At 47.0% G+C, this 23,034-nt stretch carries 17 protein-coding genes and 3 rRNA genes; 7 read left to right on the forward strand and 13 right to left on the reverse strand.

Going from position 1 to position 23,034, the window contains the following annotated elements:
• The first annotated feature begins 44 nt into the window (after positions 1-44).
• From AABA11_RS14540 to AABA11_RS14570, 7 genes are all read left to right on the forward strand, one after another.
• The gene (locus tag AABA11_RS14540; RefSeq protein WP_338269064.1) at positions 45-545 is read left to right on the forward strand and encodes a gluconokinase; all 501 of its coding nucleotides are present in this window, start codon (positions 45-47) and stop codon (positions 543-545) included.
• A gap of 222 nt (positions 546-767) precedes the next feature.
• Positions 768-1,778, forward strand: coding sequence for a gluconate operon transcriptional repressor GntR (gene gntR / locus AABA11_RS14545; protein ID WP_420915704.1), 1,011 nt, complete (start codon positions 768-770; stop codon positions 1,776-1,778).
• 110 nt (positions 1,779-1,888) lie between these two features.
• Positions 1,889-2,776, forward strand: coding sequence for a Fe(3+) dicitrate ABC transporter substrate-binding protein (locus tag AABA11_RS14550; RefSeq protein WP_338269067.1), 888 nt, complete (start codon positions 1,889-1,891; stop codon positions 2,774-2,776).
• Positions 2,777-2,785: 9 nt separating this feature from the next.
• Positions 2,786-3,793: an iron chelate uptake ABC transporter family permease subunit gene (locus AABA11_RS14555; RefSeq protein ID WP_338269069.1), complete on the forward strand. Its 1,008-nt coding sequence runs from the start codon at positions 2,786-2,788 to the stop codon at positions 3,791-3,793.
• A complete protein-coding gene (gene fecD, locus AABA11_RS14560; RefSeq protein WP_265728602.1) occupies positions 3,790-4,749 on the forward strand; it encodes a Fe(3+) dicitrate ABC transporter permease subunit FecD in 960 nt (319 codons plus the stop codon). Before AABA11_RS14555 ends, fecD begins: the two co-directional genes overlap by 4 nt.
• A 3-nt stretch (positions 4,750-4,752) precedes the next feature.
• A complete protein-coding gene (fecE, locus tag AABA11_RS14565) occupies positions 4,753-5,520 on the forward strand; it encodes a Fe(3+) dicitrate ABC transporter ATP-binding protein FecE (RefSeq protein ID WP_338269071.1) in 768 nt (255 codons plus the stop codon).
• Positions 5,521-5,700: 180 nt separating this feature from the next.
• Positions 5,701-7,035 carry an aminotransferase class I/II-fold pyridoxal phosphate-dependent enzyme gene (locus tag AABA11_RS14570; RefSeq protein ID WP_338269073.1) on the forward strand — a complete coding sequence of 445 codons (1,335 nt, stop codon included), beginning with the start codon at positions 5,701-5,703 and terminating at the stop codon, positions 7,033-7,035.
• Between the two features lie 114 nt (positions 7,036-7,149).
• On the opposite strand, the gene AABA11_RS14575 is transcribed toward AABA11_RS14570, so the two are convergent.
• The 13 genes from AABA11_RS14575 to AABA11_RS14635 form a co-directional block, all read right to left on the reverse strand.
• Positions 7,150-7,707, reverse strand: a complete 558-nt coding sequence (locus AABA11_RS14575) for a cysteine hydrolase family protein (RefSeq protein ID WP_338269074.1) — start codon at positions 7,705-7,707, stop codon at positions 7,150-7,152.
• Positions 7,708-7,734: 27 nt separating this feature from the next.
• The gene (locus AABA11_RS14580) at positions 7,735-8,094 is read right to left on the reverse strand and encodes a hypothetical protein (protein WP_338269077.1); all 360 of its coding nucleotides are present in this window, start codon (positions 8,092-8,094) and stop codon (positions 7,735-7,737) included.
• Positions 8,095-8,236: 142 nt separating this feature from the next.
• A complete protein-coding gene (locus AABA11_RS14585) occupies positions 8,237-10,099 on the reverse strand; it encodes a methyl-accepting chemotaxis protein (protein ID WP_338269079.1) in 1,863 nt (620 codons plus the stop codon).
• 375 nt (positions 10,100-10,474) lie between these two features.
• Positions 10,475-11,107 carry a response regulator transcription factor gene (locus tag AABA11_RS14590; RefSeq protein ID WP_338269081.1) on the reverse strand — a complete coding sequence of 211 codons (633 nt, stop codon included), beginning with the start codon at positions 11,105-11,107 and terminating at the stop codon, positions 10,475-10,477.
• A 23-nt stretch (positions 11,108-11,130) separates the two neighbouring features.
• Positions 11,131-12,486: a cache domain-containing protein gene (locus AABA11_RS14595; protein WP_338269082.1), complete on the reverse strand. Its 1,356-nt coding sequence runs from the start codon at positions 12,484-12,486 to the stop codon at positions 11,131-11,133.
• Between the two features lie 132 nt (positions 12,487-12,618).
• Entirely contained in the window at positions 12,619-13,908 is a 1,290-nt protein-coding gene (locus tag AABA11_RS14600; RefSeq protein ID WP_265728624.1) for a TRAP transporter large permease, read from the reverse strand.
• A gap of 32 nt (positions 13,909-13,940) precedes the next feature.
• Positions 13,941-14,480, reverse strand: coding sequence for a TRAP transporter small permease subunit (locus AABA11_RS14605; protein ID WP_338269085.1), 540 nt, complete (start codon positions 14,478-14,480; stop codon positions 13,941-13,943).
• 56 nt (positions 14,481-14,536) lie between these two features.
• The gene (locus AABA11_RS14610) at positions 14,537-15,622 is read right to left on the reverse strand and encodes a TRAP transporter substrate-binding protein (protein WP_265728625.1); all 1,086 of its coding nucleotides are present in this window, start codon (positions 15,620-15,622) and stop codon (positions 14,537-14,539) included.
• A 152-nt stretch (positions 15,623-15,774) separates the two neighbouring features.
• Positions 15,775-16,440 carry a GDSL-type esterase/lipase family protein gene (locus AABA11_RS14615; protein WP_338269087.1) on the reverse strand — a complete coding sequence of 222 codons (666 nt, stop codon included), beginning with the start codon at positions 16,438-16,440 and terminating at the stop codon, positions 15,775-15,777.
• Between the two features lie 177 nt (positions 16,441-16,617).
• Positions 16,618-16,732: ribosomal RNA gene (rrf, locus tag AABA11_RS14620) — 5S ribosomal RNA — on the reverse strand.
• A 235-nt stretch (positions 16,733-16,967) separates the two neighbouring features.
• A 23S ribosomal RNA gene (locus AABA11_RS14625) occupies positions 16,968-19,857 on the reverse strand.
• Between the two features lie 329 nt (positions 19,858-20,186).
• Positions 20,187-21,726 (reverse strand): 16S ribosomal RNA (locus AABA11_RS14630).
• Together the 16S, 23S and 5S rRNA genes form the textbook arrangement of a ribosomal RNA operon.
• Before the next feature lie 419 nt (positions 21,727-22,145).
• Positions 22,146-23,009: an urea carboxylase-associated family protein gene (locus AABA11_RS14635; RefSeq protein ID WP_338269089.1), complete on the reverse strand. Its 864-nt coding sequence runs from the start codon at positions 23,007-23,009 to the stop codon at positions 22,146-22,148.
• Between the last annotated feature and the right edge of the window lie 25 nt (positions 23,010-23,034).

Raw genomic sequence — 23,034 nt, forward strand, 5'->3', positions numbered from 1 at the left:
GACACAGCCTTGCTGGCTTCAGCAAGGCATGAGGACTAAAGAAGATGACAAAAAGAATTGTAGTATTAGGCGTATCAGGCTCTGGTAAATCCCTTATTGGTAAGAGCATCGCCGACACATTGGGCTATCCCTTTTTTGATGGCGATGACTTTCACAGCCAAGCCAATGTCGACAAAATGCGCCAAGGCACACCACTGAACGACGATGACAGAAAAGGTTGGTTAGCAACACTGAACGCTATATTGACCGACAACCCAAGCGCGGTAATTGCCTGTTCAGGGCTGAAACCAGAGTATCGTGCCATGCTTCGAAATGGCTTAGATGATGTCACCATGATCTACCTAAAAGGCAGCATCGACACCATTTGGCAACGCCACCAAAAGCGCGATGGCCATTATTTTAATGGTCGAGAAATGCTCGAAAGCCAGTTCGCGACCCTAGTTGAGCCAACAGAAGACGAAGCTTTAGTCATCGACATTTCTCAAAATGCCGATGCCGTATTGAAGGAAGCGCTCACGCTGTTAGCGAACTCGCCCACGCACTAAATCGCACAAAAGAGACACAACCTAGCGGTTCGTGTCTCTTTTATTTAAGACCAAATTCGATCCGCTTTTGCAGCTAACAAAGGCAAGATAGTAAACACTTACTTTCCCATTAATCTCTGTTTTTATTGCTTTTTCGCAAAGATATACGCACTTTTTTGTTTCTAGCCAAGAACGGCTTATGATAATGTTACTCGTAACAAAACATGGATATGTCCCTTTAATATGAAAAGCTCAGATATGAAAAAGAAGCGCCCTACCCTACAAGATGTTGCCGACTTAGTTGGTGTCACGAAAATGACGGTGAGCCGTTTTCTTCGTAATCCAGACCAAGTCTCTGTGCCCTTGCAGAGTAAAATCGCTGACGCTTTAGAAGATCTGGGCTACATTCCAAACCGAGCCCCCGACATCCTCTCCAAATCCAAAAGCCATGCGATTGGCGTCTTGCTGCCGTCATTAACCAACCAAGTCTTCGCTGAAGTCATTCGCGGGATTGAAACCGTTCTCGAACCAGCGGGTTACCAAACCATGTTGGCGCACTATGGTTACAGCAAAGAAGCCGAAGAAGCGCGCATCGCCACTCTGCTTTCCTACAGTGTCGATGGTTTGATTATTTCCGAGAGTTATCACACTGAGCGAGTGAGAAAAATGCTCGCCGTAGCAGGCATTCCGGTTATCGAAATCATGGACTCCGTGTCGCCGCCCATTGAACAAGCCATTGGTATCGACAACGAAGCCGCGGCCTACGCCATGACCGATTTTATGATCAAACGCGGGCGCCAAAAAATCGTTTATTTCGCCGCCCGAATGGACCAACGAACCCTCTTCAAAATCAAAGGTTACGAAAGCGCCATGCACGACAACGGCTTAACGCCTTTGTGCTTGAAAACCAATAGCGCGTCCTCTTTCACACTCGGCGCGACCTTCTTAAAAGACGCCCTGCAACAACAACCTGATACCGACGGCATCTTCTGCACCAACGATGACTTGGCCATCGGTGCGCTGTACGCGTGCCAGAAATCGGGAATTAAAGTGCCTGACGACATTAGCATCGCGGGGTTTCATGGCCACGACATTTCCCGTGCCATGGTGCCTTTGCTCGCCACGGTTATTACCCCTCGCGAAGAAATGGGACGTCTCGCGGCGGAGCACCTTTTGTCGCGCTTGCAAGGTCATCCTGTCTCCGAAAAAATCATCGATTTACCGTTTCAAATCGAGGCGGGCGAAAGTATTTAATCGCACCCCGTGATAAAAAGCTTCAAAACGCGTTTCGGCTAAGAAAACACTTAACACAGAAATGAGAAGTGTTACTATTATCGAAACTTTTAATAATGAAGACCTTGTCTATGAAACGTCTGCTGTCCCTTGCTGTTACCGCGCTCACGCTCTGTTTGTGTTCATTAGCTCATGCCGTCACCGTAGAAGACAGCAAAGGCCGTTTTTCGCTCGACTACACCCCAAAGCGTATTGTGGTTTTAGAGTTTTCTTTCGCTGACGCATTGGCAGCAGTGGGCGTCAGTCCTATTGGTATTGCCGACGACAAAGACCCTCAACGTGTGCTGAAACAAGTGCGAGACATCATTGGCGATTTTCAATCCGTAGGCACCCGCTCACAACCCAGCCTTGAAGTCATTGCGTCGCTAAAACCCGATTTGATCATTGCCGACATTGGCCGCCACGAAGGCGTGTATGACGATTTGAAAAAAATCGCCCCAACATTGATTTTACCATCACGCCGCGAAACCTATGAAGACAACTTAATAGCCGCAGCCACCATTGGCAAAGTCATCGGCAAGGACCAAGAAATGCAAGCGCGTTTAGCCAAACACAAAACTCTTATGCAAGGCTATGCAAAGCAACTGCCTAATAACGCGGAAGTGCAATTTACTGTGGCACGAAAAGATGATTTGTTCATTCACACTGCCGATTCTTACGCCGGTGGCGTTATCCATGCACTCGGGCTGAAAAACCCCGAGTTAAACCGCAGTGACAAACAGGCCAGCCGCCAAATTGGCTTGGAACAATTATTAGCCATTGACCCTGACTATTTAGTAGTGGGCGAATATGTCACACCAAACATCATCAATAAGTGGCAAAACGAACCTTTATGGTCGGTTTTACAAGTCGCTCGTAATCATCGCGTTTATAGGGTTGATGGCAATGTTTGGGCGCGCTGTCGTGGCATTATGGCGGCAGAAAGCATGGCCGAGGACTTGGTCAAGGTGTTTAATTAACCCACCTCCATGAAATCATTTTTGCAAAAACTGCCCTTTTTAGGACAATGCATCGCATTGTCCTTTCTGCTTTGTGTATTCGCTTGGCTGTCTCTTTTTACCTGGTCCATTATCCCCATCAGCGGGACACAAGCCTTATCAGCTCTCACGTCACCTAACCCTAACAACATCGCCCATCGCATCATTTTAGATTTACGTTTACCCAGAGTTCTGATTGCTGGCACGGTGGGAGCTTGCTTAGCGGTAGCGGGTGCCATCATGCAAGGACTCACTCGAAACCCATTGGCTTCGCCTTCTGTACTTGGTGTGAACGCTGGCGCCGCGTTGGGCATGGCAACCGTGTCGACTGTCGCGCCGTGGTTAGGGGTATTCGGCACCTCTGTCGCGGCCATCATCGGTGGGGCAATAACGTGGAGTCTGGTCATGATTCTGGGAACCGCATGGCGTGGTGGCAATGAACATGGTCGCCTTGTGTTAGCTGGAGTGGCTATTTCCGCCCTTTGTGCGGCCTTAACCAAAGCCATGATCATGCTGTACGAAGATCAAGCCGTTGGCGTAATGACATGGTTAGCAGGCAGCGTGGCTGACGCACGCTGGAATGATTGGCAACCACTGTGGCCTATGGCTCTGTTTGGATTAAGCGCGGCTTTTTTGGTCGGTCCAACCTTAAACTTACTGAATTTAGGCGAAGACAGTGCGCGCAGCCTGGGCGTAAAACTGGGTCTGGTTCGGATGATTTGCAGTGTTTTAGTATTAATACTTGTGGGGGCAGCGCTCAGCGCGGCAGGGGCCATTGCGTTCGTTGGCTTACTGGTTCCGCATATCGCCAGAGCCTTAACTGGGCAAGACTACCGCAAGATATTGCCATTGACCGCTATCATGGGCGCCACGTTAGTGGTGCTTGCTGACATAGTGAGTCGCGCCATTATTTTTCCGATGGAAACCCCAGCTGGAGCCATTATTGCGTTAATTGGCGCGCCTTTTTTCATCTATATGGTCAGGTCGAAAACGTCATGAAAACGCTGTCGCTCTCTGCTCTTTTGTTGTGTGTAATGTGTGTTTTGGTCATGATGAACCTGTCTTTTGGCGCGGTCAGCTTGACTTTCAATGACCTGCTATCAGGCTTTCAGCCAACATCAGAATTCTATTTCACCATTCATGAATACCGTTTACCTAGAACCCTGTTGGCCATGTTAGTCGGCGGTATGATGGCGCTGTCTGGCACCTTGGTACAAGGCGTCATTCGCAACCCGCTGGCCTCTCCCGATGTATTAGGTGTCAGTCATGGCGCTGGTTTGGCAGCGGTATTGCTCATGACCTTATACCCTGATGTGTCTGTGTATTGGCTACCTTGGACTGCCCTGTGCGGCGGATTGCTCGCGGCCTTGGTGTTGTGGCTGTTATGCGGTTCACACAGCAGTGCGATCAAATTAGCCATTACTGGTATTGCCTTAGCCACTTTGTACGGTAGTTTGGTCGACTTTCTCATGCTGACGCGCCCCTTAGAAATCAACAACGCGTTGTTGTGGTTAACGGGCAGTTTATGGGGGCGCGGATGGGATCAGGTCACCATGATCTTACCTTGGCTGATCTTAGTTCCCGTTGCTTTTTGGCTGGCAAAACGCATCAACCTTGTACAACTAGGCGATGATGTCGCCACCAGCTTGGGAGTTTCAATTCCCGTCACGCGTTTAGCGGTATTGGCGATTGCGGTGGGCATGACGGCGGCGTGCGTGTCTATTTGTGGGCCTATTGGATTTTTAGGTTTGGTCGCACCGCATCTGGCACGACGTTTGGTTGGTGGTCGTCATCAAATTCTTTTACCTTGCGCCATTCTAGTTGGCATGACCTTGTTGTTGTTAGCCGATCTGGTGGCACGCACGATTGATCCACCCATTGAATTGCCCGCAGGCATCATGACCGCCATTCTCGGCGCGCCGTATTTTCTTTGGCTACTGTTTAGGACGAAATGAATCATGTCTCTTAGCACGCATAATTTGTCTGTCGGTTATCACGATCACGTCATTGTGAAGCAGGTCAATCTCAACATTCCGGAAGGAAAAATCATTGCTCTGCTTGGACCCAACGGATGCGGTAAGTCGACTTTACTTAAATCATTGGCTCGCATTCTAAAGCCCATGTCAGGGGAAGTACGCTGGCAAGACAATAACTTGCATACACTTCCTGCCAATTTTCTCGCCAAAAACTTAGCATTGTTACCACAAACGCAACCGATTCCAGAAGGAATCAGCGTCCGGGATTTGGTGGCTTATGGTCGAAGTCCGTATACAGGGTTTTGGGGACGCCTTAACGCCGAAGACAAACGTATTATTCAGCAAGTTATGCAAGAAACAGAGATCATCAAGCTGGCAGACCAATGGGTCAGCGAGCTGTCTGGCGGGCAGCGCCAACGTGTCTGGCTCGCCATGACGCTGGCACAAGACACACCGTATTTATTGCTCGACGAACCCACTACCTACATGGACTTGAGCCATCAAGTTGAGCTTATGCACCTGTTGCGCAAGTTAAATTTGCAAGGCAAAACCATCATCACCGTGCTCCATGACATCAACCAAGCCGCACGATATTGCGACCACCTTATCGTAATGAAGCAGGGTCAAATCATCACCCAAGGTTCACCAGAGTCAGTACTCACTAAGGCCATGTTGAAAGACATATTTGCCTTGGATGCGCAGATTCACCAAGATCCCATTGCGAAGACGCCAATGTGTGTCGTAGAGTAAATCTCCAAAAAAGCAACGAGATACTGCTCACAGGACACATTCCCCTAAACCAAAATCTCACATCAATTTTTGAAATGATTACGTGAGAAATCCTCGCATTGAATGTCCAAAAGCTTTGTTTTATATGGGGTAACATATTCTCATTCGTTACGTTCACCCTTTATAAAGACGAGCAAAATAATGACAGCATTCTTTACAAATACAACAACACCGATTGATTTTGATAAGGTAACCCATGTGCTAAAAGAGGCTAACATCCCCTCTTTGGCACGAGCCTCCATACGAGAGCTCGTCGCGCTGGTCAATCGCATTGAAACGGCAACGGACCAATCGTTCATTCGTATGGAAATGGGCGTTCCTGGCTTGCCTGCGCCCTCTATTGGTATCGATGCCGAAATCGCGGCACTGAAAAGCGGCGTTGCTTCTAAATACCCTATGCTAGAAGGTATCCCATCGTTAAAAAATGAAATCAGCCGCTTCTGCTCCCTGTTTATGAACGTCAACGTCAGCCCAACAGGCTGCTTCCCTACGGTGGGTTCTGCTCAAGGCGCGTTGGCTTCATTTTTAGTCGGTAATCGCACCAAAGAAAACGGCGCCACCTTGTTTATTGATCCAGGATTCCCCAACCAGAAACGTCAACTGGATATGATTGGCCAACCGTGGGGCAGTTTTGATGTTTACCGTCACCGCGGCGCAGCGTTACGACCAGAGTTAGAAAAGCATTTATCCTCTGGAAAATACGCCACCTTGCTGTATTCCAATCCGAATAATCCTGCGTGGATTTGTTTTAATGAAGAAGAGTTACAGATCATTGCGGACGTCGCTGGCCGTTACAATGTTATCGTGATTGAGGACTTGGCTTACTTTGGTATGGACTACAGAGAAGACTATACCCTTCCCGGACAAGCACCTTATCAGCCAAGCATTGCGCATTATACGGACCAATATATTTTGCTGATTTCCAGCTCAAAAGTATTCAGTTACGCAGGACAACGCGTCGCCAGCTTGGTGATTTCTGATGCATTATTCCAGCAAGATTTCCCAACATTGAAAACCAACTTTGGGCAAACACAATTTGGTAAAGCTTTTACCTTCGGTGCCATGGGAGGCCTTTCGGCGGGCGTTACCCATTCTACCCAATACGGTTTAGCCGCCATGCTAAAAGCCGCCAATGATGGCGAATTGCCTTTTTTAGATTTGACCAAAGTCTATGGAAAACGCGCCGCGATAATGAAGACGCTGTTTGTCGAGCATGGTTTTGACATCGTGTACGCAGAAGACAATGGCAAAGCGCTGAGCGATGGATTCTATTTTACCTTTTCTTACCCAGGAATGGACGGTGACACATTGCTAGAAGCCTTGCTGTATCATGGAATCAGTGCAATTTCATTGACCAATACTGGATCAGAAAGAAGAGAAGGCGCTCGCGCGTGCGTATCGCAAGTCAGAGACGAGCAGCTGGCTGACCTAGCAACACGCTTAGCGGCGTTTCAACATCGATTCAGCCAAGCGTAAACAAGCACTCCCATTGATCGCGATGTGTTCTGTGTAGACAAAACGTTTTCTCTACACAGAAACATCGTGTTTTTTTGAAACCTATTAAGCGCAATAAATTAAAAACCTAAGACGCTAAGACACCAAACCAAAAGCGTCATCTTGACCAATGACCGTGGCGTATTCACCATGCAAGTTGGCCAGCGACATTGCATGAACCTCTTCAGCGCTGCGCGCTTGTCCAAAGAAATCTTCCTTCTCAAAAGCAAAGCACGCACTGCCAACCACATACGTCGTGAAGCCGAGATTACCCGCACTGCGAACGGTGGATTCCACCGAATTATTTGTGCTGCCCCCCACAATCACTAACGTTTGAAAATGTTGGTCGCGCAACCAATCGGCTAAGTCGGAATGGGTAAACGCATCGGGAACAGATTTTTCAATGACCTTTTCATCTAGCAAAGGCTGAAACGCGTCTTGAAAAAGCACCCCTTCTTGGTCTGGCCAAAACAATGAATCCGGCTCAGTCGAGAGGTGGCGAACATGAACAATTGGCGCATGGTTGGCTCGCCAATGTGCAATCAGCTCGGCCATTTCACGTTCCGCATTGGGGTTGTTGCGCACGCCAGCTTGTGGCCAAGACATACCTTGTTGCATATCAATGATGATTAATACCGCTGGTTTTTCTGTCATTGTCCGCTCCCTTGTCATGGTTTTAAGTTAATCGTCTTTATTCACAGCGCCAATCTCTTGGCGGTCTAAACGGCTTTCCAGCGCCGCTAAGCGTTTCTGTTGATGACGTAACCTGAAGAAGAAAACCACCAAAGACATACACAATAAAAAGGTCAAATTGCCTAAAAAATTCACACGGTATTCCAATGATTTAACGTGTGCCATTTTGGTAGACAGCGACTGATAATCGCCTAAAGACGCCGTAGATAATTGCAAAATGGCCACGCTGCGTTCAAGTTCAAACACCGTCTGTGCCAATTTTTTCTGATCCGCCGTGACGTCTTTTGCGGCCATAGAAGAAGACATAAAACCTGCTAAACACAGGCACAACACTATTTTATGTAACATGAGTCAGTCCTAACATCGCATCCAGTGATGTTCGCATCATAACGGTATCGTGACGCTAATAGCTAGAGTGGAACGTGAGTAGATAACTCACGTTCCAAGCAACGTAGACTAAGCCCTGTTCCATTCTGGCGTCGCAGATGCGTCAGACCCTGAAAATAGAAATGCTGCGATTCAAGGATTCTGCTTGGTTGGCAATGGCTTGACTCGCTTTGGAGTTCAAAGCCACCGATTCGGTGGTGTCTTCGGTAATTTCTCGAATGGTGTCGACGTTTTTGCTGATTTCATTGGCGGCAATCGTTTGCTGTTCGATCGCCGTCGATACTGACCCCGCCATGTCAGAAATCTCAACCACGTCCGTGATGATTTGCTCTAGAACACTGCCCGTTATGACGGCTTCGTCTCGGCTCAACGCACCATCCTGACGACACGCTTCCATCAAGGTGACAATCCCTTTGGTGCGTTCTTGCAAGGTTACTATGATGTCAGAAATTTCTTCCGTGGCGGAGTGCGTCCGGCTTGCCAGTGCTCGCACTTCATCGGCCACCACCGCAAAGCCTCGCCCTTGCTCACCAGCCCGAGCGGCTTCAATGGCTGCGTTGAGTGCCAGCAAATTGGTTTGTTCGGCAATGCCTTGTATCACGCTCAATACCGTGCCGATGCTCTCGCTTTCTTTGGCTAAAGCGCCGACGGTTTCCACCGAGCCCTCTAATCGATCTGACAATTGACGAATACGATCGATCGCAGAGTTCACTTTGGCTTGACCTTCACGAGCACTGCCTTGAGTAGAAAGCGCTTTTGACGCTGCCATTTCCATGCTACGAGAAATGTCTTCCACAGTACCAACCATTTCGGTCACGGAAACCGCTACCATATCGGTTTCTGCTCGTTGTTTGTGGGCGTCATCTGATGTTCTAGCGGCGTTTTTAGACAATTCAAGCGTGGTCGAATTCATCTCTTTTACGGTCTGATTGGCATTGGCGATCACTTGACTAAAATCCACCAACATATCGTTGATGCTCGCCGCGACAAATCCGATTTCATCATTAGGAGGCAGGTCAACACGCAAGCCAATGTTGTGCGTTGTTTGGATGTCTCGCATGGTGCTTTGGATCGTCTCAAGCGCGGCATTGATGGTTCGGTTAATTACCCAAGCAACCATGACGCCAATGATGATGATAACGCCACATAAAATTGTCGTGAGTAGCATGGCAAAAGAAGATTTATCGTCAATCACTTTGCTCAGCTGTGCTTCCAACGCATCCAATGCCGTTTCTGTTTTGTGAATCGATTCACGCATGACCAGCAGTTTTCCTTCTTTGCTGGTTAACCCCAGCGCTTTTTTGCCGTCAGCATACTGCGTGAAACCTTGACGATATTGATCCGCTAACGACAGCAAAAGCTGTGTTTTGTCTGCAGGCAAAGACGCACTGCGCAATGCGCTTTCCAGTTGGTCTAAGGTCTTGTTAAAAGATGCAATGTATTTTGGGTTGCTGCGCAACATAAAGTCTTTTTCATGGCGGCGAAGTTGCAGCATCATTACCAATAGAGCGTCTTGATTGAGGGCTGATAATTCGCTTTCAATGTTGTGAACCGCACCACGCAGCACTCCTTGCAACCCCGTTTCTGGCGTTAAACCTAATTCTGTCGAGGCATTGACCACAGCGTTAAAGTCGGTTTGATATTCTTTAAAGTCTTGAGTCAATTCAGACAAGATATTGGTGTCGATGGAAAACTCGGCCATGACGTCTGCGAGCTGATCCTGATCGGCAAACAAAGCGCTGATGGTCTCGTTAAATTGCTTTTCGTAGGACAAATCCAGACGCGCTAAAAAGTCTTTTTCATGTCGTCGTAAGGTAAGCATATTAACTTGCTGGTGAACAACCAAGTTCTTAGCGGAGTTGAGTTTTTCTAAGTTGCTCTCTGTGTTGTAAAACAATCCCAACATAGCGACTAAGGCCACTACAAGCAACGCGGTATTCAAAATCAGTTTGTGTTTAATGAGCACATGTGGCTCCTTTGCTTGAAAAAAGAAAACGATTCCTTACCTTTGTAAAAACCAATTCCTTCTTAACTCTAATGGTAGCTTAGAATAGGCTAAAGGTATTCGATAAATACCCTGCCAAAAAAACTTTCTACAAAACCACAACAATAAAAGCAAAGTGTGACAAAAATATTACAGGCTATTGTTTATCTCGTTCATTACACACCATCAACCCCAATCAAACACCATCAACCCCAATCAAACACCATCAACCCCAATCAAACACCATCAACCCCAATCAAACAAAATCATGCCATCTAAAATTGCCTCTATTTGCGCTTTTAACACCTCATATTTTGGGTGAGGTAACAAACCTTAAAAGGTCAATTTAACCCTAAATCAGTCAATCAAATGTTGTGCCAACGCATATTTTATCAAGCCTGCCGAGGTATGAATATCTAACTTGTTTTTTATATTCTGTCGGTGCGTTTCCACCGTTCTCACGCTGATATTCAATGCCTGCGCAATCTCTTTATTGGATAAACCAATGGCCAGCTCTTTCAGAACGGCGGTTTCTCGCTTGGTTAATTCTTCACACGGTGTGGAGGAAGATGCGAGCGAGAAGAGCGAGTCGGATGCGCCTGAGCTAAAATACGTTCCGCCTTGATACACGGTATTAATCGCTTGCACCAACTCTTCAGAAGACACATCTTTTAGCACGTATCCGTTTGCACCTGATTGCACTAAGGACAAAATATACTCTTTATCATTGTGCATACTGAGCATCAGTATTTTGACGTTTGGCTGCTCTACTTTAAAACGTTTGGTTGCTTCTAGACCATTTAACACTGGCATAGAAACGTCCATTAATATCAAATCAGGCTGCGTTTGCTTGGCTTTTTCCAGCGCTTCCAAGCCATTTGAAGCCGTTGCGATAATGTCGATATTGCCTTCCAGTTCCAAGCGAGCTTGCAGCCCGTCCAGCACCAAAATATGATCATCGACCAAAAGAACTCGAATATTTTTTGTCATTATTGTCTCGTTTCGCTCATGGGTTATGCGCGTTGTTCTAGTGGCAACAGTGCGTGTATTTTTGTACCTTTGCCCCGTTGTGATTCCAGCATGAAATCACCACCAATCAATTCTAGCCGTTCTCGCATGTTGATCAGACCAATCCCTGCTGTCAGCTCCGATTTGTGTGAAAAGCCTTTGCCATCGTCCAAGCATTCAAACACAACGTGTCGATAAGACTGGGTGACTTGCAGCGAAATGTGTTTGGCTTGTGCGTGCTTTTCAATATTGGTCAATGACTCTTGCGTCAAGCGGTATACCGTCATTTCAATTTCATCCGGTAAGGTAGAGGAAACCTCAAAACGATACGTAACTTGCACACCCGTTCTTTCCATAAACTGGTCAATTAAGGCTTTTAATGCGGTATCTAATCCTAAGTCGTCCAACAGCGTTGGTCTTAAATTGTGTGAAATTTGCCGCACTTCACTGATTGTTTGATTCATCAATTCACCGGCTTTAATCAGCTCTTGATGGATGACATCTTTGTCATGATCGCGCTTCAATTTGTTGCCCGCCAGCTCAATGCGAAACTTACAGCTCACCAACAATTGATTGATGCCGTCGTGAAGCTCTCGCGAAAAGCCCCGTCGTTCATTGACCTGAAAACGCATAAAGCGCTGAGCAAGCTCTTTTAATCTTGAGTCAGCCAGCTTGTGCTCATGCAAGTTTATCGCCAATCCCAATAAGATAACCAACACCACGGTCACCACAACAACAACGATCACCGTAAAAAAGCTGCGCTCTATATTGTCGTTCATGATGGCTTTGGTTTTTGCCAGCTCCGCGTAAATATCGTCCAGATACAGACCCGTCCCCATGATCCAGTTCCAACGATCAATCGCCTCCACGTAGCCCAGTTTGTCCTCTTGCTTCATCTGCGGCGGTTTTTCCCAAATATAGCGATGGTAGCCCCCACCTGCCTGTGCAGCACGAATCAGCCCCTGAATTAAGTAGTTACCAGTGCGATCCTGAAAATCCCAAAGGTTTTTTCCGACAAAATCAGGCTGAGTAGGATGAACCAAATTCACCCCTGTCATTTCATAGGCAAAGAAATAGCCATCGTCTTCATAGCTGAGTCCCGCCAGAATTTTTTTAACTTGCGTCTGTGCTTCGACATCGCTCAGTGCCGTGTCTTCTAAAATGGGACGAATCGCTGACATGGCGATATTGACGTGGTTTTTTAGTGCCAGTTTTTTTGCATTGACCAAATTAAACTCGTAAATGGACAGCTCTTGCGAGGCTAGGTCACGAGCAGACTGAAAACCCAAATAGGTGATGATGACGGTCGCGACAATCAATGGCGCCACAGCCAGTAAGATAATTTTGCTTTTTAACCCCACAAAGAAAGACCTTTTTTATTATTTTTGAGCCCGAGCTTCCCGGCAACATAGAGTAATCAGCGGCATAGAAAGGCCAACAAAAAAGCGGGAAATCATCCCCGCTTCTTTTTCGACTGCTTAGGCTCTTATAGATTAGTTCATTCCATACCATTCAGGAAAGACCATAATGCTGATCAAAACGAGGATCTGGATCAATATAAATGGCATTACGCCCTTATAAATATCCACAGTACGTATTGAACTCGGTGCTACCCCTTTTAAGTAGAATAAACTAAAGCCAAAAGGCGGGGTTAAGAACGACGTCTGTAAATTCATCGCAATCAAGATCGCAAACCACACCATGTTAATGCCTAACGCTTCAGCCACAGGCGCCAATATAGGAACGATGATAAAAGCAATCTCAACAAAATCGATGAAGAAGCCCAGTATTAAAATGGCAATCATCGCTAGAATAATAAAGCCCCATTTCTCACCTGGAAGATTCAGTAAGACTTCTTCCACGATGGCATCGCCACCCGTGTAGCTAAACGCCATTGAGAACGCGGTTGCCCCCATCAATATCGCAAACACCATCGCCGTAACTTTGACGGTTTCTAATCCGCTGTCATAAAGCATTTTCCAGCTGAATTGACGATACAGCAGAGCCAATACAATAGCGCCCATGCCACCCAATGCGGAAGATTCCGTTGGCGTTGCAATACCGGTAAAAATAGACCCAAGTACAATAAGCACCAACGCTAATGGTGGAATAATGGCTTTCAGAGCACTAATAACCTGTTGCGCACGTGTTTCATCCCCCAAGTCTTGAGGCATCGCTGGCGCCATATCGGGCTTCAAAAAGGTCAGGATCAAGATATAAACAATGTAGCAGCCAATCAAAATCATGCCTGGGAAAAGCGCAGCATGAAACAAATCGCCAACAGGAATGCCTAAAACATCCCCCAAAATGATCAAAATAATAGACGGCGGGATAATTTGTCCCAAGGTACCAGACGCACAAATAGTGCCGCACGCTAACGATTTGTTGTATTTGTATTTCAGCATAACCGGCAAGGAAATTAGCCCCATTGCCACCACACTCGCGCCAACCACGCCAGTCGATGCGGCTAAGAGCGCCCCCACTAAAATAGTCGAAATCGCTAAACCGCCACGAACACCACCAAACAGTTTGCCCATGGCCTCTAATAACTGCTCTGCTAGCCTCGTCTTTTGTAACACAATACCCATGAATACAAACAATGGCACAGCCATCATCACCGTATTTTCCATGTAGCTTTGAATGCGGAACGGCATAAAAGCGAACATGTCAAAACCTTCGGCAAACACACCAAAGATAAGCGCTATACCACCAAAGGTAAAAGCCACAGGAAACCCTAGTAACAACATCACCAGAGCAACAAAGAACATGATTATTCCAATCATAAAAAACCTATAAACTTAAAATGGAAACAGAATCAATGTTGAATAGGCGGATGTGAAAAACCGTCTTTACTGACGCCCCGCAATGCATTGATACAGCGAATCATCATTCCTAAACCACTGATGGTCATAGAGAAAAAGGCAAAAGGAATAACCGCTTTTATAATCCAGCGATAAGGCAAACCACCCGGATCACCACTGGTTTCACCAAGCGTAAAAGCCTCGTAAGAAAATCCAATGCCGTAATAACCAACCAACAAAGTAAAAGGCAAAAGAAAAAACACGCAACCACATAAGTCAATCCATGCTTTACCACGGATGGATAGGTTCTCGTAAATCAAATCAACACGCACATGACCGCCATGTTGAATACCATATGGTATGCCTAACAGAAAAATCGCCGCATACAAATGCCACTCTAATTCTTGCATGCCAATCGACACGTCATTAAAGGCGTAACGCATCAACACATCGTAAAAAACATTACACAGCAAGATAAGAAACAATACGGTAGAGACGACACCGAGTAGATTTGAAAAACGAGCAATGCCTCGTTCTAGGTGGATTAAAAACATTTCGAACTCCTAGAAAAAATCGGACAGATGCCAATCATCTGTCCGATTTAGAGGTTTTATTCCGCTAAGCTATCGACACTATCAAGGTAGGCACGATCAGAAATATTGGTCCAGACACGTACTTTTTTCATGTACGCGGCTTGGGATTCCAAAATTTCTTTCGCTAAAGGATCTTCGGCCGCTTTTTCGTCCAGCAGCTCTTGATTGGCTTTTTTCATTGCCACCAATACTTCTTTAGGGAAGGTTTTCACTTGGACATTTGGGTATTCCGTTTTCATTGTCGCCCAGTTTTCAGCGCTTTCATGATAAGACTGGATATACATGTCGTAGGAAGCCAATTTCATCGAAGTACGAAGAATTTCACGAAGATCGTCAGGTAGCTTTTTCCAAGTACGTTCGTTCACTAGGAATTGCAACTCGGTTGCTGGCTCATGCCATCCCGTGTAGTAGTACGGTGCGATTTTATGGAAGCCCATTCGTAAATCAAGAGAAGGTCCAACCCATTCCAACGCATCAATTGTACGACGCTCAAGCGCCGTGTATAGCTCACCTGCGGCAATGTTAGTCGGCTTAGCACCTAACTTCGCTAGAACTTCACCAGCAAAGCCAGGAATACGCATCTTCAGACCTTGAAGGTCATCAAGCGAGTTGATCTCTTTTTGGAACCAACCGCCCATTTGGTTACCTGTGTTACCGCCAGGGAAGGACAACAGGCCAAACGGCTGATATACCTTCTGCATCAGTTCCATACCACCACCGTAATAGAACCAACCGTATTGTTCCGGTGTGATCATGCCAAATGGCATTGTTGTAAAGTACAGAGTATTAGGGACTTTGCCTTTCCAATAATAGGATGCCGAGTGACCCATATCATATTGACCAGAACGAACCATATCAAACACACCCAAAGGCGCTTTGTGTTTGTTGGCGGAGTCGATAGTGATTTTCAAACGTCCATTAGACATTTCATCGGCGATACGCGCCATATTTCGTGGGGCATCACCAAAGATAGGAAAATTAGATGCCCAAGTTTCAGCCATCTTCAACTTATAAACTTTTTCTGCAGCAAGAGCAGGCAAAGAAAAAGCACTTAAAGCAACTGCGGTTGCAGCGACGAGCGTTGTGAGTTTTAAGGATTTCATTGTTTTTATCATCCTGTGGTCTTATTTTTTGTTATTTAAGATCGAGCAGGGGTGATAATCGCGCGGATAGAAAGTGCAAACAATTCGTACGAATACCGAATTGTAAGGTGGAAACTACGCATTGAAAGTAAGTATTTTTACGTAGATGTAAATCAGCTTTCTGACATAAGCCTAGCAATAGTCGGCTCAATCGCCTCAGCAAAAATTTGATACTGATTACGATTAGGGTGCAGAAAGTCGTTCATAATATCACTGGTCAAGCGCCCTTCTTCATCGAGAAAGCAGTGATTGATATTAAGAAAAGATACCTGATCATTGTCGCCAAACGAGCAAATGCGTTGGTTCACCTCTTCATTCAAAACTCTTAGTTTTTGGGTTGGTTTAGCGCTACGCGGAAATATTGCCAACAGTAGGATATTAGTCGTGGGAAGCTTTTCCACCAATAAAGATAAAATCCGCTTAATCCCTTCTGCAGTGTCTTCCGCACTGTCCATTCGGTGGCCAGTGTTATTGGTGCCAATCAATAAAATCAATAGCTTAGGTTGAATGTTATCGATTTCTCCATGCAAGAGTCGCCATAAAACATTCTCTGTTCTATCGCCATTGAAGCCAAGGTTCAATGCTTGCCTTGATTTATAAAAAGCATCCCACACAAGCGCCCCTTCTGTTTCCCATGCTTGCATAATAGAGTCTCCAAGAAACACCAAATCTACCTGCTCCATGGACACGCTTTCGGCAAGCTTACGTTCATGTCGAGGTAGCCACCAAATGGCATCCTGTTGAGCTGGCAGCACAGCCAATGCGTCTTGTTTAATCATACTGAGAGTTACTCTTTCTAAATAATGTGATTCGTCTTTTAATAGACAAACCTATCATAGAATCTTCTGATAAAACAAAATGAAGTCAGAGTAAGTAAAGCGAAGGAAAAATGAATATTCGCCCATAACGAAAAAACCCCACCCTGCATAGCAGGATGGGGTTTCTCTTTGTTTAAAGCTTGACGACGACCTACTCTCACATGGGATCTCCCACACTACCATCGGCGATGGCGCTTTTCACTTCTGAGTTCGGGATGGGATCAGGTGGTTCAACGCCTCTATGACCGTCAAGCAATTCGTTTTGCGTTTGTTCTGAGCTGCACTGTGTTGTGCGCTGACCTTTTAAGGTTAGCTTGACTCAAAACACGCGAATACGTGCTTGGATCTTTAACAATTCATTTTGAAATAGTGATAACCAAGTATCAAACCGATGCTCATCATTGCTGATGTTGTATCGTATCTGTGTCTTTGTCATTTTGATGATCTTGAGCTTTCACTCTCTTCATCTAAAACCACTTTGGTGTTATATGGTCAAGCCTCACGAGCAATTAGTATTGGTTAGCTCAATGCCTCACAGCACTTACACACCCAACCTATCAACGTCCTAGTCTCGAACGGCTCTTTAGGGGACTTATGTCCCAGTGAGATCTTATCTTAAGGGAGGCTTCCCGCTTAGATGCTTTCAGCGGTTATCCCGTCCGAACATAGCTACCCGGCAATGCCACTGGCGTGACAACCGGAACACCAGAGGTTCGTCCACTCCGGTCCTCTCGTACTAGGAGCAGCTCCTCTCAAATCTCAAACGTCCACGGCAGATAGGGACCGAACTGTCTCACGACGTTCTAAACCCAGCTCGCGTACCACTTTAAATGGCGAACAGCCATACCCTTGGGACCGGCTTCAGCCCCAGGATGTGATGAGCCGACATCGAGGTGCCAAACACCGCCGTCGATGTGAACTCTTGGGCGGTATCAGCCTGTTATCCCCGGAGTACCTTTTATCCGTTGAGCGATGGCCCTTCCATACAGAACCACCGGATCACTAAGACCTACTTTCGTACCTGCTCGACGTGTCTGTCTCGCAGTTAAGCGTGCTTTTGCCTTTACACTCTATGCATGATTTCCGACCATGCTGAGCACACCTTCGTGCTCCTCCGTTACTCTTTGGGAGGAGACCGCCCCAGTCAAACTACCCACCACACAGTGTCCTCGATCCGGATTACGGACCTGAGTTAGAACCTCAAACATACCAGGGTGGTATTTCAAGAGTGGCTCCATGCAAACTGGCGTCTGCACTTCAAAGCCTCCCACCTATCCTACACAAGTAGGTTCAAAGTTCACTGTGAAGCTATAGTAAAGGTTCACGGGGTCTTTCCGTCTAGCCGCGGATACACAGCATCTTCACTGCGATTTCAATTTCACTGAGTCTCGGGTGGAGACAGTGTGGCCATCGTTACGCCATTCGTGCAGGTCGGAACTTACCCGACAAGGAATTTCGCTACCTTAGGACCGTTATAGTTACGGCCGCCGTTTACTTGGGCTTCGATCAAGAGCTTCGCTTGCGCTAACCCCATCAATTAACCTTCAAGCACCGGGCAGGCGTCACACCCTATACGTCCACTTTCGTGTTTGCAGAGTGCTGTGTTTTTAATAAACAGTCGCAGCCACCTGGTATCTTCGACCGACTAGTGCTTACGGAGCAAGTCCTTCACACCGGCCGGCGTACCTTCTCCCGAAGTTACGGTACCATTTTGCCTAGTTCCTTCACCCGAGTTCTCTCAAGCGCCTTGGTATTCTCTACCTGACCACCTGTGTCGGTTTGGGGTACGGTTCCTGCATATCTGAAGCTTAGAAGTTTTTCCTGGAAGCATGGCATCAACCACTTCGCCCAAAAGAGGGCTCGTCATCAGTTCTCGGTCTTAAAAGGGCCCGGATTTGCCTAAGCCCTAAACCTACCGCCTTAAACACAGACAACCATCGCTGTGCTGGCCTAGCCTTCTCCGTCTCTCCATCGCAATATGCACGAGTACAGGAATATTAACCTGTTTCCCATCGACTACGCATTTCTGCCTCGCCTTAGGGGCCGACTCACCCTGCCCTGATTAACATGGGACAGGAAACCTTGGTCTTCCGGCGGGGGAGTTTTTCACTCCCCTTATCGTTACTCATGTCAACATTCGCACTTCTGATACCTCCAGCCTGCCTTACAGCTTGACCTTCAACGGCTTACAGAACGCTCCTCTACCATGCCTAGTAAACTAAGCATCCGTAGCTTCGGTGGCCAGTTTGAGCCCCGTTATATCTTCCGCGCAGGCCGACTCGACTAGTGAGCTATTACGCTTTCTTTAAAGGATGGCTGCTTCTAAGCCAACCTCCTAGCTGTCTAAGCCTTCCCACATCGTTTCCCACTTAACTGGCACTTTGGGACCTTAGCTGACGGTCTGGGTTGTTTCCCTTTCCACGACGGACGTTAGCACCCGCCGTGTGTCTCCCGTAATTGCACTCATTGGTATTCGGAGTTTGCATGGGGTTGGTAAGTCGGGATGACCCCCTAGCCCAAACAGTGCTCTACCCCCAATGGTGAGATACGAGGCGCTACCTAAATAGCTTTCGAGGAGAACCAGCTATCTCCGAGCTTGATTAGCCTTTCACTCCTATCCACAAGTCATCCCCAGCCTTTTCAACGGATGTGGGTTCGGTCCTCCAGTTAGTGTTACCCAACCTTCAACCTGCTCATGGATAGATCGCCCGGTTTCGGGTCTATTCCCAGCAACTAAACGCCCTATTAAGACTCGGTTTCCCTACGGCTCCACTAAACGCTTAACCTTGCTACTGAAAATAAGTCGTTGACCCATTATACAAAAGGTACGCAGTCACGGAACAAGTCCGCTCCCACTGCTTGTACGTACACGGTTTCAGGATCTATTTCACTCCCCTCACAGGGGTTCTTTTCGCCTTTCCCTCACGGTACTGGTTCACTATCGGTCAGTCAGGAGTATTTAGCCTTGGAGGATGGTCCCCCCATATTCAGACAGGATAACACGTGTCCCGTCCTACTCGTTTTCATGATTAAGGTGTTTTCGTATACGGGGCTATCACCCTTTACAGCGGCACTTTCCAGAGCCTTCTACTAACACCAAAACCACTTAAGGGCTAATCCCCTTTCGCTCGCCGCTACTTAGGGAATCTCGGTTGATTTCTTTTCCTCCGGGTACTTAGATGTTTCAGTTCCCCGGGTTCGCCTCCTCACAGCTATGTATTCACTGTGGGATACTCTACAAGTAGAGTGGGTTTCCCCATTCGGACATGTTCGGATCAAAGTCTGTTTATCGACTCCCCGAACCTTTTCGCAGATTACCACGTCCTTCATCGCCTCTGACTGCCAAGGCATCCACCGTGCACGCTTGGTCACTTGACCATATAACCCAAAATAGTTTTCACTCCGAGGAGTGTCATACTCAGATCACATACCAAAGGGCTTTTGTACCCCTCTGGATTTACGATTTAGAAAGTCACCTAGGTTAAAGGTGCTTTCCACCGGTTTGACGCTTGATTATCGTCTATTTCAAAATTTGAATTGTTAAAGAGCAAGTTTAGTGCAAAGCACTAAGTCAGATGCTTGATGGTGAGACCATTCAAACCTCTTGCTTAGAACTCTGTGCCACTGCTTTTAAGATAGATATCACTATGAAGAACTCATAGTCATCAGATAATTTGTGTGAACGCTCACCAGAGGTTTCTATCGTTTAAGGAGGTGATCCAGCCCCAGGTTCCCCTAGGGCTACCTTGTTACGACTTCACCCCAGTCATTGACCACTCCGTGGTAACCGCCATCCCCGAAGGGTTAAGCTAGCTACTTCTGGAGCAATCAACTCCCATGGTGTGACGGGCGGTGTGTACAAGGCCCGGGAACGTATTCACCGTGACATTCTGATTCACGATTACTAGCGATTCCGACTTCATGGAGTCGAGTTGCAGACTCCAATCCGGACTACGACGTACTTTCTGGGATTCGCTTACTCTCGCAAGTTCGCAGCCCTCTGTATACGCCATTGTAGCACGTGTGTAGCCCTACTCGTAAGGGCCATGATGACTTGACGTCGTCCCCACCTTCCTCCGGTTTGTCACCGGCAGTCTCCTTAAAGTTCCCACCCGAAGTGCTGGCAAATAAGGATAAGGGTTGCGCTCGTTACGGGACTTAACCCAACATTTCACAACACGAGCTGACGACAGCCATGCAGCACCTGTCTCAGTGTTCCCGAAGGCACCAAAGCATCTCTGCTAAGTTCACTGGATGTCAAGAGTAGGTAAGGTTCTTCGCGTTGCTTCGAATTAAACCACATGCTCCACCGCTTGTGCGGGCCCCCGTCAATTCATTTGAGTTTTAACCTTGCGGCCGTACTCCCCAGGCGGTCTACTTATTGCGTTAGCTGCGCCACTAAGTCATTACAACCCAACGGCTAGTAGACATCGTTTACGGCGTGGACTACCAGGGTATCTAATCCTGTTTGCTCCCCACGCTTTCGCACCTCAGTGTCAGTATCAGTCCAGGGTGTCGCCTTCGCCACTGATGTTCCTTCCTATATCTACGCATTTCACCGCTACACAGGAAATTCCACACCCCTCTACCGTACTCTAGCCTGCCAGTATCGGGTGCCATTCCAAGGTTGAGCCCTGGGATTTCACATCCGACTTAACAAACCACCTACGCGCGCTTTACGCCCAGTAATTCCGATTAACGCTTGCACCCTCTGTATTACCGCGGCTGCTGGCACAGAGTTAGCCGGTGCTTCTTCTGGGGCTAACGTCAAGATAATTGGGTATTAACCAATCACCCTTCCTCACCCCTGAAAGTGCTTTACAACCCTAAGGCCTTCTTCACACACGCGGCATGGCTGGATCAGGCTTCCGCCCATTGTCCAATATTCCCCACTGCTGCCTCCCGTAGGAGTCTGGGCCGTGTCTCAGTCCCAGTGTGACTGGTCATCCTCTCAGACCAGTTAGAGATCGTCGCCTTGGTAGGCCTTTACCCTACCAACTAGCTAATCTCACGCAGGCTCATCTAATAGCGGAAGGCTCCGAAAAGTCCCCTCCTTTCCCCCTCAGGGCGTATGCGGTATTAGCATGCGTTTCCACATGTTGTCCCCCTCTACTAGGCAGATTCCTACGCGTTACTCACCCGTCCGCCGCTCGTCAGCAGGAGCAAGCTCCCCTGTTACCGCTCGACTTGCATGTGTTAAGCCTGCCGCCAGCGTTCAATCTGAGCCATGATCAAACTCTTCAGTTAAAAAGTTTGCTTACTCAAAATCTATTACACTAACAATAACTTAATCATTTCATCGTCCCGAAGAACAACAAAACAACATAAAGCGAATTGACGTGTTAGACGTTTCGCAAGACTTCAATTTTTTTGATCGCTCACCCGCTAACAAGTTAGCCAATGTCGATCTTCTGAAGCCTCTAGCGAGCGCCCACACAAATTATCTGATTATCTATTTTAAAGAGCGTTGCCGTTACACTTAAGCCGCTTCGTTTCTCTGTGAGAGTGAAGCCCTGTCCGTGTCAGCGAGGGCGTATATTAAGGATCTACAGATTTTGTGCAACCCTTTTTCGAATATTTTTTAAAAATAATAGAAAAACCACCACACCTGATCGAATTTCAAACAACTCGATGTCATTTTGCTCATTTAACAAACAAAACGAGGCTCACAAGCCTCGTTTGACGCTCTCCCAATCTGTTGCAGGCGTCTGTAAACCATGACGCCCTTTATAGTCAGGACTTTTTGGCGATTGCCATTGCACCAAAGCAGCAGACTCTAATTTGTAGATATCCACTTCAAGCGGATGACAGGTAGAAAGAGGATCCACCCCATCCCGACCAAGAAAATCGACCGACAAGTCACCCCCAGGACAACAAGACATCGCGCACAACAAATCTATCTCCGCAAAAAATTCGAGATAATCACCTTTTTGAGCAGGGCATGGCTTCATAAAGTACTGATCGTCATTATTTAGACCTGTACACTGAAAAACATTCAAAACGTCATGCACATCAAACTCCGTTAAACCATGAGGAAGAATGGCTCTAACCAAGTTTGAATGACAATGGAAGTCAAAATCCTCCCCTGTAAGTAGGTAATTTATATATGGATCACAACGAGTACCTAATAAATCATGTACTCGTCCGCCGTCTTCATCCTTTCCATAATCTTCCAAAGTATCTTCAATAATGGTGGCCATAGGGCGCAAGAAAGGCAATGTCGACCACAATCTGTCATAGGTACTTACATGGGCACGCTGCAATTGACGAGTGCGCGACGCCCACATTCTTTCTCTTGGGTCATGCAAGTTCCACATATTGAAATCCCCTACTTGCGGCCCTTCCGAAACACGGATGCGAAACACATGCCCTGCGGGTACCTTCCACGCCAATCCTGAACGCATAGGAACCTTAACCGTTTCAACTAAAGTACGTTTGGCACCGCCTTCTTTTAACGAATCATAAAATGCGTTATTGACAGCAAGTGCTGACCCTTCACCCGACCTGTACGCCGCTTCTATATTGGCCATATTTTTCTCCAGATTGTATTTCCGT

The organism is Marinomonas pontica, assembly GCF_036322735.1.
GTDB lineage: Bacteria > Pseudomonadota > Gammaproteobacteria > Pseudomonadales > Marinomonadaceae > Marinomonas > Marinomonas pontica.